We start from the raw sequence: 16787 nt of genomic DNA on the forward strand, positions 1-16787 counted from the left end.
CTGGAGTCTGCGCTCGCGGCTTTACCGAAGCCAGCAGATCGTCGTCGCTCATTCCGGAAAAATCAGGTGTCGCCATTTCAGTACCCCATCTCTTTCAGGCGCGCAGCGAGCGCCGGGTTGGAAGCGGCGCGCCGCTGCAACTCAGCGATCTGCGGTGGCACCGCCGCTTGATCCTCCTTTTTGGCAACTGCTGGTTTGTAGTCGCTCGAAATCACCAGAGTCGGGTCGGCGTTGGACCGCTCCGCAATGTCGCGATAGCGGGCGCTTGAGCCTTCAAACTCATTCTGGAACGACATCATGCGAGAGCTGGCCTCATCCATGATTTGCTTCTTCACCTCGGGCGTCAGCTTCCCGCCGTTGGTGGCGTACTGCACCCAGCCCTTGACGCGCTCAGGGATGTTTGGAGCGTTGGCCACAGTGGCGTATTCACCCTCTCGCACCACGCTGTTCGGGTCGTAGAGCTTGGCAATGCCGTACACGATGTTGATGTCAGACATTGGGGTGTTGCGCGTCACCGCATCCTCGATGCCCTTGTAAGCTGGCAGCGCCTGCTTGTAGTTTTTCACCTCTGGAAGACCCTCGAATTCCTTGCGCAAGGCGGTCGATATCTCGGGATTCTTGAGGGCGGCTTTGCGCTGCTGCTCCGCGAGCTCCTGCTGGGCCTTAATCTTTGCTGCATCCAGCGTAGCCTGGTTGGTCAATCCGGTTCGCGTGTTGTCTCCTTGCTCCTTCAACAGGGTCCGCACAAAGTCGTTCTGCCGATTGGCAGCACCTTCTGCGGTAGTTGCCGAAACCTGCAGCCCCGCGCGCTGGGTGTCACCCTGCTCCCGCATGGCAGCCTGGGCCAGGCCCGGCGCGCTGGCTTGGAGCGCTTGGTCGGTGCCCAGCATGGCGCGGTAGGTCAGCGATTCGGGAGATTCGCCCTTGTTGCGGTCGAACCGGCCACCGTTTGCGGTGATCGAGGACGCGCTCACCAGGGCATTGCGCAGGTCGTTGCGCTTTTGCCAACTGTTCTCGCTGGTCAGCACGGTAGGCGCTTGCACTGGAGCCGGGGCGTTTGGCATCTGGGCCAAGGCATCGGCAGCACCACGGCGCGCAAGCCCATCGGCGGCACCCATGCTCTGCGTGCTGACCTGCCCGCCGTTGGGATTCAATGGCAATGTGCCCATGGCCTGCACTGCTGGAGCCGGAGCCGACATGGATGCAGCGCGCGTAAGGGCGCCAGCGGGTTGCGAAGGTGCGGGTGCTGGCGCGGCTTGTGGCGCTTCCCAGCTGCCCGTGACACCTCCGGCGCCCCCACCACCGCCAGAACCGCCGCCGCCGCCATTCCAGCCAGGAGGTGCGCTAGATGTAATCTGCATCAGGCGTTTCTGCAGGTCGTCTTCGACCATCCCACCGTCCGCATACCGGCGCGGTTGATAGCCATAGGCTGCACGGCTCTGGAACGTGGATTGCGGCATGGAGATGCGCGAATCGACTGGCGGCGGTGCGGGTGGCGTGGGCTCAGGTGGCTGTGCGGGAGGCTTGATCGGCGTCTTGCTCCACTCGGGCCGGTTCGTGATGGACGCCGCCGACACTTCGGCATTGCGCTGCTTGTTGCGGTCCAACCAGCCCATGGCAGCCGTTGGTTGCGGTGCTGGAGTGGGCGCAGTTGGTGCCGCTGCCGGAGCAGGAGGCGCAGCAAGCGCAGCCGCTGCATTCTGTGGAGCAGGCGCTGCCGCGTTCTGCTGCTTGGCGACGCGGTCCCACTCAGGGTTGATCATGCTGACCACCGTGTTTGGTGGGCGTGTCGGTGCAGGTGGTGCGACGGGCTGCGATGGCACAACGCTGACCGTTCCGTTTCCAGGCTGATAGCCGGAATCCACCTGGGTCACACCAGGATCGCGCGTCACCGCTGCGGCATCGCCAAAGCTGTTGGGGCGGTTCGGGTCCACTATGCCGCCGTCTGCGTACATCTGGGGCATCTGCGCCATGCGGTCGGCTGGGTTGAAGCCACGGGCGCCGTCATCGTCGTCCACCTCGGCGTCGGTCTGCCCGCCGTCTTCGCCGTTCACGGGTGTGTGCGTGGCGTCCTTGTACAGCTTGAGCACAGCAGCGCCCAACGCCATCACCTGTTCGGGAGGGATCTTGAATTCACCGTCGCTGAGACGCACGGGCATGGTGCCCAGCTTTTCCAGCGCGCTCGGGCCAATGGCCTCGGTGCTGTCGGCAGGCATGATGAACGTGCCCGGCTCGGCTTCGTCTGGGATGCTGTCGCTTGTTCCTGTGCCAGGGCCGCGCACCATGCCGCCACGGGCTAGCATCTGCGGCTGTTGCTTGAAACCCATGGCTTCCATTTTCGGGATCATGGCCATCAACTGGGCAGCGCGTGGGTCGGATACAGGGGCTGGAGCTGGTGCCTGGGCTTGTTGTGGGTAGCCCATCGCGGCCATCTTTGGGATCATTTCGCGCAATTGGCTCAGGCCGCGCGAGCCAAACGCAGCAGGCCCAGCATCGGCGCTTTTCATGCGCGCAACCAGGCCGCCGTCTGCATATTGTTCAGGGGTTTGCGCGAGACGGCGCGCTGCCGGTGGCTGGTAGCCGTACATCGGTGAGCCTTTCGGGGTGTCTTGCCGCCAAGTCTCCCGATTGGGATGGGTTCTGGCGAACCCTACTGGGGGCGTCAGGCGATGGGGCCGGGAGCGTGCGTGTCGCGGTCGCGCATCCACTGCTCATTGCGGGCGCCGTGCTTTTCGCCAAATTCAGCAACGAACTTGCGCAGGGCAGTCGCGGCTTTGGTTGGGTCGCCAAGGTCAGCATCCTGTCGGCTGTACGCGCGGTACAGCATCCACTCCACCAGGGCTGGGTGGGCTTCCTGGCGGATCTCTGGCCTGTCGTTCACATTGGACATGCGATTGAGCGGCAGGCGCAGCACATGCAGCTTGATCTGCCCGGCCTCACTAGGAATGGGCCACAGATGCAGTCGGCCAGCGGTGACACCGGTCACCACCCGCGTCGGCTGCTTTGCGCTGGATGCCTGTGCGGTCCAGTTTGGCATGAACGCAGCCATCTCGTCGGCGCCCACCACGTCAACCTGTTGCCCGTTTACGAATGCCTGCAGAACGGTCCAGACCCGATAATCCAGCGCCACCGATTCAGCGTCCTGCGCGTATGCCACCGCGCACAGGGGCGATGCTGCATCGCGCAGCAGCTGCCCACGGCGGCAGGCTTCGTCCTGGCCTTCGTTGGCGTAGATGGTCAACAGTTCGTCGGAGCAGAAATAGGGCTCTGCTGTGTCCTGCGCCTGCGCCCGGTACAGCGTGATCAACTCCGACAGCGTCATATCAACGGCCCGCCAGGATGGAGCGCAGCCAGGCGGCGCCGCGTGGGTTGTCGTCGCGGTTCACTTGGAATGGGTAGCGCAGGCTGTGCCGGTTGTGCAAGGTGTTCATGCGCTCGCCAAGACGGTCATCGACGGTTTGGTCGTAGCCGGTTTCCTTAGCGCGGGCCAGGCGTTCGACGTACTTGCGCTTGACCACCATGGGGGTATCGCGCTTGAACATCTGCGTGATGCCGTTGACCGACACGGGAACATACACGGCCTCATGATCCTTGCTGCCCGACAGCACGGTGACCATCACGGGCTCATTCATGAACGCCTCAAGATCAACGCCCTCCATCGTCACCGGGGCATCAATAAGCTCGGCACTGAAATTGGGCACTACGCCAAACTCCATGCTGTCCGTGCGGCCCAGGTATTCGTCGGTCGCATCCACTGCGGGTTTTCTGCTCATGCAAGTTCTCCAAAATTGGCGCCCCAGCCGAAGCCAGGGCGCTGGGGTTTAGCCTTGGGCTTCGTAGTAGCAGGTCTTGGATGCCAAGATCGCGGCCAGCGTGGCGTTCTGCAGCACGCGGAAGCCCTTGTCGTCCACAGTGACACCGCCGTTCGTGGTCTCCAGGGTGCGGGTCCCGTCAGCAATGGTCTTGAGGCTGGTGTTGTCGGCCATGCCTTCAAACCACTCCACTTCCACGCGGTCGGTCAGGTTGACCCAGCGCACGTAACGCGGCTTGAAGCCGGTCAGGACACGGGTGTACTCGGTGGCGGTGATCGCGGTGGCGTCATAGACCACCTTGCCGCGAGCAATTGCTGGCGAGTCTTGTTTGTCGGAGTTGGTGCGGGTTTGGCCCGCAGAGTTGTCGGCCATGATGGGCTCCTTAAGCGGTGGTGTTCAGGGTCACGGCCGTGGCGGTCGTGTCGGTGGCGATGGTCGCGTTCGCGTTGTAGTCCGTGCGCAGCTGGTTGAACTGCGTTGCCAGGGCTGTCAAATCGGCGTGGACAGACGAAAACAAGGCCAGAAGCTCGCGCGATTCGGCGGGGCTCAGCGGGGCAGCGTTGATGCGCTGCGCAATCGATGTGGTCATGTAGTTCTCCCGTAGTTCGGAGAGGGCCGAAGCCCTCCCCTATTCATCAGGCAAGGCTGGAAACACCAACCTCAGCCACAGCCATCCAACCTTCGTTGAGCAGCACACAGCTCATATAGAACTTGGCGCCTACGTAGCCGCGTTGGCCCAGCGGATCGCTCTTGTCCTTCACACCCGGCTGGATGTAGGTTGGGTCAATGGCATCCAGACCACGCAGAGCGACATGGCCCCATGCATCCTCGCCAGCCACGATGAACGGGTACACGTCCACGTTGGAGCCACCAGTGGAGTACAGCCCCGTCGAGCCAACGGCCGCACCGGCATTGGCGTAAGGAGCCAGCTCAGGAGACAGGATGAAGCGATAGTTCTCGCATGATCCAATTTCGTAAGGGCTGGCCACCTTGCGCGAGCCGTATTCGGCAACGTGCTTGAACCCTGGCAGGTCACGGATATCCGATTCAGCATCGGTATGCGCAAACACCATGTACGCAGCTTCCACCGATTGCGTGGAGATCTTGTCGCTGGGCTCCAGAATGCCGGTGATGCGCTTGGCATGGTTCGCCTGCAGGTTGCGGCTGATGCGGCGCAGGATCGGCAGCGTGATCTTTGCGTTCACGCTGACACGGGTCGAGCCGCCACCGCCGTAATACACGTTGGTGCCAGCCTTCACCGTGCCCCAGCGAATCATTTCGCGCACCAGGGCGATGCGTTCGCCGCACTGCTTTTTCATTTCCTCGGGGACGTCGTCCTCGTAGGTGTCGGCAGTCTGGTCGGTCAGCTCATACAGACAGCCATACTGCTTGAGCGTAACGGTGATGTCGTAGGGCGTCAGGCTGTCGGCAGTCGGCGTCACGCCTTCCTGCAGCTCATGCGCGGCGGCGTCCACAACGGGGCGGTTGCGCGTGTCCCAGTTCGTGTTCGCGGCACCATAGGGCAGGTACATACGGTGGGAAATCGTCTTGCTCTGGTTCTTCGGCATCATGCGCTGCTGGCCCGTGATACCCAGTACCTCAGCAGGCATTGCGTGCTTGAGGATGTCGCCCTTGAGCTTGCCGATGCGAGCTGCTGGGCTGGTGCTGGTAAATGCTGACATGGTCTTCTCCCGGCCTACGACTTGAGCGCGGCCCTAAATGCGTCCAATTCGGTCGGCGCGCTTTGCGGGAGAGGTGCGTTTCCGCTTGGGGTCAACGCCCGTTGCAGCCGTTGCTGTCCCTTCGCCACCTTGTCGGAGGCGGCGGCGCGAGCGCTGGCCCATTGGTCGTATTGCCCCAACACAGCAGACAGTTCATCGGCGGTTTGCGCCGTGTGGAACACTTGCTGTGCCTGTTCTCCTTGCGATCCCAGCCACAGGTTGAAGTCCTGCGTGCTGATCTTTTCGCGCCAACCCTTGTGCATGCGGTCCATCACAACCAGCTCAATATCCAGCGGATCGAGCCCGGCCTGCGCTGGCTGTGCATCCGCATGGGCGGTTTGCTGCACATCAGCCGGTGGGGCGGTCTGCGGTTGTTGAGGCGTGACGCCCAACGCTCGGACGTACTGAGCGACTTCTGGATAGTCGGCTTCGAATTGCTTGATCTCGGCGGGCAACTCCGGCACTTGGGCCGGTGCTGCCTGGGCGGCTTGCTGGAGCTTGCGATTCAGCTCCCCAATGTGCCCATGCGCCTTGTCGATCTGGCGTTTCAAAGTTCCAACTTCAGCAGCGCTCTCAAACAGGCGCCGGAGTTCGCTTCGCTTGAGGCCGTCCAGCAATACCGGGTCGTCATCCTCCGCTGCAGGCGTGGCCTTTTCAGGCTGGCCTTGTGCGGCATCTGAGACTTCGGCTTGCGCTACAGCTCCTTGCTCGGCAGCACCATCCACCGCTTGGGTTTCCTGGCTTTCCACGGCCGTCGCGTTGTCTGCGACAGTGGTGGTCGGCTCAATCACCTGGGTGTCATTGATGCTGCTTTGGAAAGCGGCCAGCTCCTGCTGTTGTTCGTCCATGCGTCATGCACTCCTAAATGCTTGTGCTGAGGCCGGGGTCAGTAACCGCCAGCGTCAACGGTTGGAGCCGGGGCCGGTTTAGCCAGCGCCAGCAGTTCTTTCCAAGCCGCAATGCGCCCCCTGAGTTCAGCGGTTCGCAAAGCGTCCATAGAAGGGGTGTCGTTCTTCGCTCGCAACGTGTCGATCTGCTCTTGAGCTGTTCGCTCGATAGCGCGCCACGTTGGTGAGGTGAGGTCGATGCCTTTCATGCGCTGCAGTGTTCCGATGGCCGACGATCTGCGCGAACCCTACTGGGGGGTCGCGTCACTGGAGGCCATCAGCCTCGGGTGTTTCGATGCCGTCTTGGAACCCAAGCGCAGGGCTTGTGGGAGTGAGTGGGTCGGTGCTGGAAGGCACGGAAACGGGTTCCGGCTGGGTCATTGCGGCCTCTGCCAGCTGGGGAACAATCGTGCCGCCGTTTTGGTCCTCGACCCCGACAGACTGCGCCAATTCGTCGGCCAGTGGCGCCACGCCAGGATTGGTTGCGAGCACCTGGGCGGTCTGCACTCCGCTGTAAAGCGTCTTCATATCCGTCCCGGATCGGTCCGACTCGACCTTGCGCGTCTGGGCCTCTAGCAGCTTGGCTTTTGCGATAGCGACAGGATCGGGCGGCAGTTGCGCGCGCTGCGCCTTCTGTTGTTCGTCCAGCTGGAAGTTCTTGGGGTCCAGGCGCTGGCCCTTGCATAGTTCGGCCGCCAGTTTGGCGGGGTCCAGCTCATAGACAGGGTCTTTCGCCACCTGCAGCAGCGACATCAGGAATTGCTGCTGTGCGTCACGCTCAACCAGCGCCGACGACGCCCGGACGTCGATCTCGAAGTCACCCTTGATGCTTTCGTCGTCGCTGTAGCTCATCATCCAGTCGAAGTAACGCTGGATGTGCGGGCGGGTCAGGTAGTCATCAAAGCGCTTGGCAAGACGGCGCAGAACGCTGGTGGCGTTGTTGTTCTGCATCTGCATCCCGCCTAGCGTGTTCGGGGCGTCGCCCCGGATGCCCTGCAGCATGGCGGGCATCCCGGTGGTGTCCTCGGCCATCTTCAAGCAGAAGTTGATGATGTTCATCAGCTCGGTCTGCACGCTGGGGACCACGAACGCGGAGAAAGCGGCGCGGACGTCTTGCACGTCAGCTTCTGAATTGGCCCGCCACACCTTGCCAGGGCTGATCGAATGCCGCCCATCTTCTGGTGTGATGCCGTTGCCAATGACGATCTGAGGGGCTGCAGACAGTCCGGAGTTGTCCATCATGGCGCGCGTTGACCCGTTGAGCATGCGCTGCACGGTGCGGATCTGGCGGCTGATTCCCATACCCCACGGCATACCGGGGCGGCGCTGCCAGGCCAGGATGTCATAGGGGAATTCGCCGTTCTCGACCGGGCTCTGGGTGGCTTTCACCAGCCGGTCGTTGATCAGAACCGCCATGGTCGGCACGCGGTCTTCGTCGCCTTCGTCCAGTTCCACGCCCACGGTGCGAAGCTGGTCGCCCGCGCAGTGGCCGTAGAAGATCCACATTTCATACTCGTCGTCACTGGCGCGGTACACCGCCTCGGTGCCTTGTCGCGTGCGCGCCGGGCCTTCCCGCAGTGCCGCCAGCAACTCGTTGCGGTCATAGCTCGGGTCTGACAGCATCATCTTGATCTGACGCTTGCCGATGTACTCGCGCTCCCACGTGTGGCTGCCGTTGTGCAGGTTCTCGCCACAGGCAGCGTCAGGGAAGAAGTTCCACGGGTCAATGCGCTTGGAGCCGGGCTGGATGCTGTCCACCCGAACTACTGCGGTCATCTGCGTGACTGGGTCGCGCCGAACCATCCGCTGGGTGCGCTGGATGGGGAATGGCCCCTTGAGCACACCGGAGCCGATGCGCGCGGCGTCCTCGATCACCTGGCGAACCTCGCCGTGCCAGTTGCTTTCGACAAGCGGATCTTCGATAGCCTGCTGCATCTTCGTGGCGGCCTGCTTTGCCTGCGCCTGGTTGGCCTCGATCTGGGCCTGCGCTTCTGCTGGGTCCGCCATGCCCATCGATGTAGCAAGCTGCGTCAGCTGCGAAGGGCTCAGTTTTGGCAGTGGTGTCGGCTTGATCTCCCAGGCCCTGTCATCAGTAGGCAGCAGCATGTCCGCCACCCGCGCGCTGGCGGCGTCGGTGTATGGCCGGGTGATGTTCAAGAACACCACAGAGCGCGATGGCCCGCTGACGCTTGGCGACTGCCCGGTGATCGCAGCCTTGCGCCCGCGAAACAGCTGATTGGCGTTCTGGTACGCCCGGTTGGCGTCGTCGATGCTTTGGTAGTGCTCCTCGTCTTCGGTCCACTCTTCCTCGATGCCGGAGCTGGCGCGGCCGGAAATCGCCTCACTCCGTTTGGACAGAAGCGTCTGCACGAAGATCGCGCGCATGTCTTTGGGGTCTTCGCCGGGCTGCTCGCCCCCGTGTTGTACGTTGGCTTGCATATCAGTACCCAGTTCTAGGCAAAAATTCGATAACGTGGACGTTTGACTTTTTTTCGTTCCACGACTTCGGCACGACTTGAATGTTGTGGGCGTTGTGAAGCCCGCAAACATGTCGTCCTTTGACTGGAACGATGTGGTCAATTTCCCAACGGATGCCCGTCGATGCCGCCCTCATATGGCACAAGCGCACTGCCTCTTCAAAAACCAAATCATCAAGTTCGGTAGGTTTTGTGGCATTCGCTCTTTTCTGGTGGAAATGCCGAAGAGCCGAGATTTTTCGATTTACAGGGTCGTGCTGCTCTCGGATTTCGGAGAGCGATCTACTCCTACTTCTAGAGCCCGTCTTGATACACGCCAGGTATTCCAAATGGCGTATCTGCTGCAACTCGGCCTTTGTTTTTTTGTCGCGCATCTTGCGCACATACGCGACGTGGCATTCCTTGCACTTATTCAATCGGCCGTCGCGCATTCGCTTGTGCAAAGAAAAGGCTTCCACTGGCTTTATCTGCATGCAGCAGTAGCATTGCTTTTCCATGGCATCACCAACCAATCTCTTTGTCCAAGGGAGCCCAGCCGCCACCAACTGGCGCAAGTGGCTTTTGCTGCTGCGAACGCAACATGTGCTCTGCCGCTTGCGACAGGTAACGGAAACAGTCGGCGCCGTGGCTGAATTCATCGTGGAGCGGCCCCATCGCCTCACCTGTGCTTGTGTGGATTGCGCGTTGGTATCTCTTAAGGCATTCCAACAGTCGGGCAGTCTTGGCGCTATCGAAATAGCAGCGGGGGAACATCATCCGTGCGGACTTGATCCCCTCCTCTACGTCCAAAGCCGACAGACACACGACGCGCGAGCGCCCCAGCTCTTTCAACACCATTTCGGCGTTTTTCCCGGTCTGGGCGTTCTTCGTCTTCCCATCGTGTGGCAGGTAATCCGTGCCCCACCGATACGGACGCTTTTCAAGCTGGGTCACATACCAGTCGTAGGTCCGGTGGCTGTCTTCGATGTAGTCGATGACGCGCACATCCTGCGGCCCGACTTGCACCATCGCGATGGTCATGGAGTCGTTCCACCCCAAATCCCAGACGGTGTGAACCGGGATGCGCGGGTCATAAGGCACCCGGCCAGCTCGGTTATCCGCGTACAGGTGCTCTATTTCGTGCCGATAGATCGCCCCCGCTGCGACTCGCCTTGCCTTGCCTTCCCAGATGTGCGCATAGTCATCGGCCAACATGGAGCGCTTGGCCTTCTGGCGCTCTTCCTCCAGCACTTGAGGGAACCATGGGTTGTCGCGCCAGTTGACTTGGCAGACCCACGTGTCAGGACTTGGGGTCGCAATGAATCGCTGGTAAACCTCGTCGGTTTCCATATCTGGATTCAAGGTCATCCAGATTTCAGAGCCATCCTTACGGATCGTTGGAATCAGCGTGTCCAGGCTCTTCTTGCTGATTGCGTGAGCCTCTTCAATCCATACGCGATCAACACCCTCAAAGGATTTGATCGAGTCAACCGTGTGGCTTTGCAGCCCGGCAAACAGAAACAGCGTGCCGTTCACCCCTCGGATTTCGGTGTCCAGCACCTCATAGAAGGCGGTCAGGCCCAGTTTGACGATGTAGTCCTTGAGCAGCCGGTGAACCGAGTCCCGCATGGACTTTTGGATTTCACGTGCACACAGAATGCGCAGCTGCTCGCGCGTGCCCATTTCCAATAGCACCTGGGCGACGGTGTGGCTCTTGCCTCCCCCTCGACCGCCGTGCATGACCTTGTACCGGCGCGGCTCATACAGCGGCGCCAGGATTTCAGGCACCGAGATTTCAAGCTCAAGCGCCTCGGTCATTCTTGGCTCTCTGCAGGCGCAGCTTTGACCAGGCGCACGGTGGAGCGAACCTCAATGGCCCCACCATTGGGGCCGCTGTGCTCCGCTTGGATCTTGTCGCCGTACTTCTTGGGCGCCATCTTGGATGCCAGCCACTTGCGCGCGTCTACACGCAGGCGATTCCGGGCCACCGCCGTCGCATCGAACAAAACTTCGGTGTTCCCTGCGCCGTCGTCATCCTTGCTGCCGTGCTTGTCGGAGCGCACCATCGTGCATTCCTCGTCAGCAATGGATAGGATCTCCTCGGCCATTTTGTCGGCCTGGGCCTCGCGCGCGCGCGCGTACTGCTCCGTGAATTCGGCGTGTCGCCCATCCAGCCAAACCATCATCGTGCTCAGGGCTGGCATCCCTGGCATAGCCGCAATCGCACGCAACGGCAGGCCGGATGCAATGTGGTCGCATATTTGCGACGCCAGTTCGGCGGTGTATTCGGTCTTTGGCTTTCTCTGCTGCTTTCCAGGCGCGACAACGCCAGCACCCTTTACTGCGGTGGCTGGCTTGTTGGCTTTGGTGGGCGCCTTCTTCGGCGCGGTGGGTTTGACCATTCCCCGGAGTGTTCCGAGGACGGGCTTTGCAGGCGAACCCTACTGGGGGTGGCAAAGAAAAGCCGCCTCACTGGACGGCTTTATCTGACCCGGGTTGCTGAATTGAACAAGCTACCTCTTGCTTAGAAAGCAAGCGCTCTACCGTTGAGCTATGCCCGTGTTGGTTGCGGTGGAGGCGCTCGCATCCTCGACTTTCGGGGTATGAACCCGGCGCTCTACTGTCTGAGCTACACCGCGATATTTCAATGGCTCCAGGCGCCCTTCCCCCGGATGGCTTGTGGGACTTTCACCCCATGTGGTGGCCGGTGCGGCATTCCCGGCATTGGTGCTCGGCTCACTCCCCCACCGAGCCGATCCATGGGGGACTACGATACCCGAAGGTTTCGGCCTTATGGCCTCATCAGTCGTAGAAGTTGGATCGGCTTGGGCGCCTACTTGCCGAGCGTGGCGCCGTATGCTCTTGCGCATTCACCATCCCTGAACATGATGCCGCGCTCTGCGGTGGTGTCAAGCCTTTGGCATCTCCGGCGTTATGAACGGCATGATGTGGGTGATGAAGTCGGGGTCGTAGCCTTCCTCTTCTCCACTGAAATACACACGGCCAGCATGTAGCTTGGTAGCTGCTATCACTGGCTCTGGGTAATACTGCTTGCAGGCCAGCCAGTATTTGGTATGCAGCGGCTCCTTCTGCAACCTCTCCAGCCGCTCAGGCGTCAGGGGCTCCCATGCTTGGGCTGGAGTTGCCTTTTTGCTCGCGGCGATGAGGTTTGCCCACTCCATAAGATCCCCGCTTGTGAAGCTCTGGGCGTCTTCGATTCCCATGCGTTCAAGCATGTCGCGGGCGGCTTGTTCTGCGGTTTCGTTCATAGCGGCCCCTCTGGATCATGTGCATACCCCCAATCCTGGGCGGCTTGCTTTGATGGGTGCGGACCGTGCCACTTCGGCTGATGCGACGCGAATCCATCCCAACCTTGGCCGGGAAACTCCACAGCATATACATGGATGCCTTATTGGAGGTCAAAGCAAATCTGAATCGCATACCAGCCGTGAGCTGTTGGCGGGGTTTCTCCGTCGTTCCAATCGTCTTGCGTCATGTCGTCATTCTCCATTCATCGTTCGTCCAGATCCACCCCAGCTATCCAACTCCACACCCGTATGCAAGCGGCTGGTTCGAGTGCCCTGATCAATGCATCGCCTTCCCGAATTCGGCGGCAGCCCGAAGAACTGCAAGCCGTGTTTTGTCGTCAATGTCCGCCCCCATTCCGTCTTCGCAGTGCTCAGTGATCCATCCGTCAACAACCTGGCACCACACCACTACGGTATGCAGCTTTTCATACTCCACGCCAATCCGCAAATGGTTCTGCAACCTTCGTGAGTCTCCATCGTCATTTCGTGGGTTCCAGACGAACGTATGACTGATACGAATCTTGTCTCCGTCATCGACCATGTGCTGCTTTAGATTTCGCACTTGTGTTTTGCCATCCCAGGCGCACACCAAACCGCCCATCCACATCTCTCCTGTGGGCTTGTACCCAATCGCCTTTGCGGCTAGTTCAAGCATCTGGATTTCAGTCATCGCTTCATCTGACATAGCGGCCTTTCATGTGTGGTGGGTATGGTAGCGGGCGGGTGTTGAGATGACTCGGCACACCTCACGGCCGTGCCCCGTCGCATCGGTACTGAGGTGTCGATATAGGCATCAAGACCTTGCCAACCATGATGGTGTTAATTGCGTAGTGCGTGAACACCAACCGTCCGCCGTGATCTTCGCACCCGTCACGATTGATTGCCAGCCACAGAACAGCAACCAAGGCGACGGCCACCGCTGCACAAAACACCCATTCAAAGAACTTCACGCCGCCTCCAGCAACGCCAGCTGCGCCGGGTTAGTGGCGATGACCGTGCGCAGCCCGTCCACCTGGCGCTGGAGCTTGCGGACCTGTTCCAGCAGCTGCAGCGTGTGGTGCGTGGCCTCAATCACTGCCGTCTGCGCAGATGCTCCGGCCGCGAACGGCGCCACCTGCAGCCGCCACTCATGCGGGGTGAACTCCATCACCGTGTCGCCCTTCTCCAGCTTCACATGCCCTGTTGGCATTGCGATCAGGATTACCGACTCGCTCGGTTCGTGCCGCAGGCTGGGTTTATAGATCCCCCGGGCCGGTGAAAAAATGTCCCCGCGCTCCTTCAACTCCTTGATGCAGTCGTTCACCGTGACCACCTTCAATCCGGTGTGGCGGACCAGCGCGGACACGTTGATCTCCATCTCTTGATCGTTCAAGGCGTGCACAGCTTCCAGCACCTGCACACGGCTGCTGCGCTTTTCACTGAGGTTCTTGTCGGTCATCATCATTCTCCCGGTAAAATCTGATTGCTCAGGTCAGATGGACCGGGATCGCCACCTACGGGTGGCTTTCCTTTTTCAGGGGCTCACCTCTCCGCCTCTGCCATGTCGCGCACCTCTGGCGCCTTGGACTTGGTCCGCAGTGATGTCTTCTTAATCCAGCGGTCGTACTCCGCACGGCTCACGCATTGCCTTTGCAAATCATGGAACTGGTAGATGTCTCGGAAGGCCTGCAGCCCCGGGCCGCTGGTTGCCATGCGCCGTGTTTTCTCAAAGCGCAGCCCTGCGGCAATCAGTTCACGTTCGGCCCGCTCGCAGGCCTCCAACGCTTCGGGGCCAATCCCTCCGCGCGCCATGGTTTCGCAGATGTTGAGCATTCCGGTGATGTCCGCCCACTCCTGCAGCGTGGCGGACCCCGTCCGGAAAGCCTCCACTGCAGCCAGTTCGCGGGCGCGGAGTTGGTTCAGCAGGGCCTCGGATGTGATGGCCGCGCCCTCTATGGCGTGCTGTATCGGGTTGATGGCGGTGCTCCACACCTTGCGTTTGCAGTGTTTTCTCGTCATTGATGCGCTCCCAGAGCAAAGACGCTGTTCGGTTGTGTCTGCCGGGCGATGGCCACAGTGGTGACGGGCTCGGGCCTGGGCTTCTTTGGCTTGTCCGGTGGGCGGGTCGTCACAAGGAAGGCTTGCCAGCCAGGCTTTGTTGCAAAAACTGGCGGGTTCACGGTTCTGTCTGCCGTCACCAGTCCACGGAATGCGCAGCGGCGCAGGTACTGGCGCACGGTGTCGCGCTCTATGCCAGTGGCGGCGACCACCTGATCCCGGCTCATTGGGCCGTTGGCGTCCAGTGTGTTGAGAATCGCCTTGGTGTTTTCTCCAAGGTAGTGGCGGGTTGTCATGGTTGTGCTCCTGCAGGCGTTGCGTTCAACAGCCCCAGCGCCCAGAGCGCGGCGCCCCGGTCGCGTGGCGAGCTGTTGGTGTCAAAGGCGATGGCGCGCCACTCCAGCACCTGGGCCAGATGGGCGGACATGAACGCGGCGGCCTTCTGCGCGCGCGGCGCGGCCCCTTGATCCAGCCATTGGTGGCACGCGGCGCAGCCCCACACGCTGTAGTGGTCGTCTGCCTTGCGGGCTCCTGCTTTGCCGTGGATGCTCAGGTTGCTGTGGCAGCACACCACCGTGGCGCGGTCCTGGGTGCACACGCCCGGGACGCGCAGCAGGCAAGGCATACCCCGGGCCATTTCGCGCAAGTGGGCGTTGCGGTGGGCCGCCGACTTCGGCGCAGCTACTGGCGCGGCCACCACCGACTGCGGCGCGCGGAATGCCCCCGGCGTCACGGTCGGCGTGGCGCGGGCGCGGTCTGGGTCGCGTGGCTCGCGGTGTTGTGCGCGGGGTTTGAATCCGGTGCGCTTCATGCTTTCTTCCAATCTGGGAAAATCCTGTCCCTCCACACCACTGGGGTCGCGAACCGCTGAAGGCACTCTTGGTAGTTGCTTGCCTCGGTGTGCGATGGCCGCATTCCAAGCGACACAGCAAGGCTGTTGATGGCGCATGCTTCGTGGTCGGCCTGTGCGAGCCGTTCCAGGGCTTCATTCCTTTTGGCCCGATTCGCCCGCATGTGTGCGAACAGATGGCTTCTAGCGCTCATGCAACAACCTCCCCGGCTGACGATTCCCAAGAATCACAACAGGCATGCGTCTTGACGACGAACCCGTGCAGATCGCAGTGCTTTACCCAGAACACGGCGCCCGTTACGCGCTTCTCGCTCTTTTGCTTGAAGTGCTTGCAGGTGGAACACCGGGGCACCTGCTCCTGATAGTTCAGCTTGGACTTGAGTTGCGACAGCTTGCTCATGACTGCACACCCCCCATGATTTCGCCCGTGTCTTGGTCCACCTCGTTGATCCCCAGCGAAGTGACCGACCAGATCACACCCTTGTCGCTGCCGAAGGCGTGGCAAAGGTCGATGACCGCGATCATTTCCTTGATCGTCATTTGGCTGGTGCTGCGCCCGCGCTGAATGCTGATGAAGCCCGTGCCGTCCATGTTGGGGACCAAGTCCTGTCCGTCGAGGTGTCCGGTGATGAAGTCCTTCCAGCCCTCCTTGGTCAACTTCTTCCCAAACCACGTCACCTGATTGGACAAGTCGGTGAGGCAGGACCACATCACGCGGTTCTGCTTGGCGCTACGGGTTTCGGTGCGGGCTTCCAGCAGCACACGGCGGCCGGAGAACAGCATTGCCTTGATCCAGCGCCATGCGTTTGGCAGGTCTGAGGCGGCCTGTGGGATGTTCGTCAGGCGGATTGAAATGCGGTCATCAGACATTGCTAGCCCCTCTGTACGGCCACGCAACCATTGCAGCGTCCCTTGTGTGCTCATTGCTGGCGCCGGACCAGCCGGTAATTTCCGCGAACCGCGCCGCATCAACCTTCGCGCCCTTGCCCTTGGGGCTGATGCCGTGGGCGGGGATGTCCAGCTTCGCGCAGATAGCCACGATCAGCTTGCACCACGCATCAACCTCGCCAACGTTGCGCGCCATCTTCAAAGCGGCCGGCCGGGATTTGATCGAGGTCCAGGTGTAGGACTCCAGGCGGGAATCCTCAAACACCACTCTGGCCGGGCGTGTGGCCTCGATGCACTCCGCAATGTCAATCGGGGCGACTGTGGCAAGGTTCATCAGCTTGCCGTTGATGTAGCTGGCGATGCCGGTGTGGGTGCCGGGGTCTATGCCTAGGATCAGCATGCGCCCTCCTTTTGGCCCCGGGCAAATTTCCATTTGCCGACAAGGTTCTTTTCAATGAACCCCTTGCGCGCAAGTGCCATGACATGGCTTGTCGCGGCATTGATGGAAGCAAACTCAAACTTCTCCTGAATCGCATGAATGGGAGGAATTTGGTCGTTGTCCAAAAAGAACTCACGCATGAATGCAAGAACCTGCTGCTGACGACTAGTCAACGGTCTCTGTTTTCGTGTCTTCATCACTTCACCCCCATCAAGAGCGCAACGACCCAGCACAGCAACACGACATTGAGAATCAGGTCGAAGCAGGTAGCGCCTCTGCTTCTTGGAGGGAACATCCCAGTTCCCACCATGAGGCCTTTGCCAGCAACATCGACTGCCAAAATGACTACCATCACCCATAAAAAGTAGTTCATGCCACCTCCTTCACAG

General features: G+C 60.9%; 24 protein-coding genes and 1 tRNA gene. All 25 read right to left on the bottom strand.

The features are described 5' to 3' along the window. Window positions 1-77: 77 nt before the first annotated feature. Window positions 78-2588, bottom strand: a complete 2511-nt coding sequence (locus NFX52_RS05175; protein ID WP_252635541.1) for a hypothetical protein — start codon at window positions 2586-2588, stop codon at window positions 78-80. Between the two features lie 74 nt (window positions 2589-2662). Further along, entirely contained in the window at window positions 2663-3322 is a 660-nt protein-coding gene (locus tag NFX52_RS05180) for a phage adaptor protein (RefSeq protein ID WP_252635542.1), read from the bottom strand. A gap of 1 nt (window position 3323) precedes the next feature. Then, entirely contained in the window at window positions 3324-3773 is a 450-nt protein-coding gene (locus NFX52_RS05185; RefSeq protein WP_252635543.1) for a hypothetical protein, read from the bottom strand. Between the two features lie 48 nt (window positions 3774-3821). After that, on the bottom strand, window positions 3822-4184 hold the full coding sequence (locus tag NFX52_RS05190) for a hypothetical protein (protein WP_252635544.1): 363 nt from the start codon (window positions 4182-4184) through the stop codon (window positions 3822-3824). A gap of 10 nt (window positions 4185-4194) precedes the next feature. Continuing rightward, window positions 4195-4401 carry a hypothetical protein gene (locus NFX52_RS05195; protein ID WP_055396612.1) on the bottom strand — a complete coding sequence of 69 codons (207 nt, stop codon included), beginning with the start codon at window positions 4399-4401 and terminating at the stop codon, window positions 4195-4197. A 46-nt stretch (window positions 4402-4447) separates the two neighbouring features. After that, window positions 4448-5494, bottom strand: coding sequence for a N4-gp56 family major capsid protein (locus NFX52_RS05200; RefSeq protein WP_055396610.1), 1047 nt, complete (start codon window positions 5492-5494; stop codon window positions 4448-4450). A gap of 14 nt (window positions 5495-5508) precedes the next feature. Continuing rightward, window positions 5509-6381 carry a hypothetical protein gene (locus NFX52_RS05205; protein WP_055396608.1) on the bottom strand — a complete coding sequence of 291 codons (873 nt, stop codon included), beginning with the start codon at window positions 6379-6381 and terminating at the stop codon, window positions 5509-5511. Between the two features lie 38 nt (window positions 6382-6419). Next, on the bottom strand, window positions 6420-6629 hold the full coding sequence (locus tag NFX52_RS05210) for a hypothetical protein (protein WP_055396606.1): 210 nt from the start codon (window positions 6627-6629) through the stop codon (window positions 6420-6422). A 55-nt stretch (window positions 6630-6684) separates the two neighbouring features. Next, window positions 6685-8859, bottom strand: a complete 2175-nt coding sequence (locus NFX52_RS05215) for a portal protein (protein WP_055396604.1) — start codon at window positions 8857-8859, stop codon at window positions 6685-6687. A gap of 1 nt (window position 8860) precedes the next feature. Next, window positions 8861-9394 carry a hypothetical protein gene (locus NFX52_RS05220; protein WP_252635545.1) on the bottom strand — a complete coding sequence of 178 codons (534 nt, stop codon included), beginning with the start codon at window positions 9392-9394 and terminating at the stop codon, window positions 8861-8863. A gap of 4 nt (window positions 9395-9398) precedes the next feature. After that, window positions 9399-10694 carry a PBSX family phage terminase large subunit gene (locus tag NFX52_RS05225; protein ID WP_252635546.1) on the bottom strand — a complete coding sequence of 432 codons (1296 nt, stop codon included), beginning with the start codon at window positions 10692-10694 and terminating at the stop codon, window positions 9399-9401. Continuing rightward, window positions 10691-11278: a terminase small subunit-like protein gene (locus NFX52_RS05230; RefSeq protein ID WP_055396600.1), complete on the bottom strand. Its 588-nt coding sequence runs from the start codon at window positions 11276-11278 to the stop codon at window positions 10691-10693. The genes NFX52_RS05225 and NFX52_RS05230 overlap by 4 nt, the downstream gene beginning before the upstream one ends. A 161-nt stretch (window positions 11279-11439) precedes the next feature. Further along, window positions 11440-11515, bottom strand: a tRNA-Met gene (locus tag NFX52_RS05235). 270 nt (window positions 11516-11785) lie between these two features. Continuing rightward, window positions 11786-12145, bottom strand: a complete 360-nt coding sequence (locus NFX52_RS05240; protein ID WP_055396598.1) for a hypothetical protein — start codon at window positions 12143-12145, stop codon at window positions 11786-11788. A 316-nt stretch (window positions 12146-12461) separates the two neighbouring features. Beyond that, window positions 12462-12869: a hypothetical protein gene (locus NFX52_RS05245; RefSeq protein WP_055396596.1), complete on the bottom strand. Its 408-nt coding sequence runs from the start codon at window positions 12867-12869 to the stop codon at window positions 12462-12464. A 61-nt stretch (window positions 12870-12930) separates the two neighbouring features. Then, a complete protein-coding gene (locus tag NFX52_RS05250) occupies window positions 12931-13134 on the bottom strand; it encodes a hypothetical protein (RefSeq protein WP_156358669.1) in 204 nt (67 codons plus the stop codon). Further along, the gene (locus NFX52_RS05255; RefSeq protein ID WP_156358668.1) at window positions 13131-13622 is read right to left on the bottom strand and encodes a hypothetical protein; all 492 of its coding nucleotides are present in this window, start codon (window positions 13620-13622) and stop codon (window positions 13131-13133) included. The genes NFX52_RS05250 and NFX52_RS05255 overlap by 4 nt, the downstream gene beginning before the upstream one ends. An 83-nt stretch (window positions 13623-13705) precedes the next feature. Continuing rightward, window positions 13706-14182, bottom strand: a complete 477-nt coding sequence (locus NFX52_RS05260; protein ID WP_156358667.1) for a hypothetical protein — start codon at window positions 14180-14182, stop codon at window positions 13706-13708. Next, complete coding sequence (locus NFX52_RS05265; protein WP_252635547.1) at window positions 14179-14517, bottom strand: winged helix-turn-helix domain-containing protein; 339 nt, start codon at window positions 14515-14517, stop codon at window positions 14179-14181. Before NFX52_RS05265 ends, NFX52_RS05260 begins: the two co-directional genes overlap by 4 nt. After that, complete coding sequence (locus tag NFX52_RS05270; RefSeq protein WP_252635548.1) at window positions 14514-15032, bottom strand: nuclease domain-containing protein; 519 nt, start codon at window positions 15030-15032, stop codon at window positions 14514-14516. Before NFX52_RS05270 ends, NFX52_RS05265 begins: the two co-directional genes overlap by 4 nt. Before the next feature lie 229 nt (window positions 15033-15261). After that, on the bottom strand, window positions 15262-15471 hold the full coding sequence (locus NFX52_RS05275; protein WP_252635549.1) for a hypothetical protein: 210 nt from the start codon (window positions 15469-15471) through the stop codon (window positions 15262-15264). Continuing rightward, window positions 15468-15941: a recombination protein NinB gene (locus NFX52_RS05280; protein WP_252635550.1), complete on the bottom strand. Its 474-nt coding sequence runs from the start codon at window positions 15939-15941 to the stop codon at window positions 15468-15470. Before NFX52_RS05280 ends, NFX52_RS05275 begins: the two co-directional genes overlap by 4 nt. After that, on the bottom strand, window positions 15934-16359 hold the full coding sequence (locus NFX52_RS05285; RefSeq protein ID WP_055396579.1) for a hypothetical protein: 426 nt from the start codon (window positions 16357-16359) through the stop codon (window positions 15934-15936). The genes NFX52_RS05280 and NFX52_RS05285 overlap by 8 nt, the downstream gene beginning before the upstream one ends. Beyond that, the gene (locus tag NFX52_RS05290; RefSeq protein ID WP_162239758.1) at window positions 16353-16595 is read right to left on the bottom strand and encodes a LexA family protein; all 243 of its coding nucleotides are present in this window, start codon (window positions 16593-16595) and stop codon (window positions 16353-16355) included. Before NFX52_RS05290 ends, NFX52_RS05285 begins: the two co-directional genes overlap by 7 nt. Beyond that, the gene (locus NFX52_RS05295) at window positions 16595-16771 is read right to left on the bottom strand and encodes a hypothetical protein (RefSeq protein WP_162239757.1); all 177 of its coding nucleotides are present in this window, start codon (window positions 16769-16771) and stop codon (window positions 16595-16597) included. The genes NFX52_RS05290 and NFX52_RS05295 overlap by 1 nt, the downstream gene beginning before the upstream one ends. Between the last annotated feature and the right edge of the window lie 16 nt (window positions 16772-16787).

The organism is Acidovorax facilis (assembly GCF_023913775.1).
GTDB lineage: Bacteria > Pseudomonadota > Gammaproteobacteria > Burkholderiales > Burkholderiaceae_C > Acidovorax > Acidovorax facilis.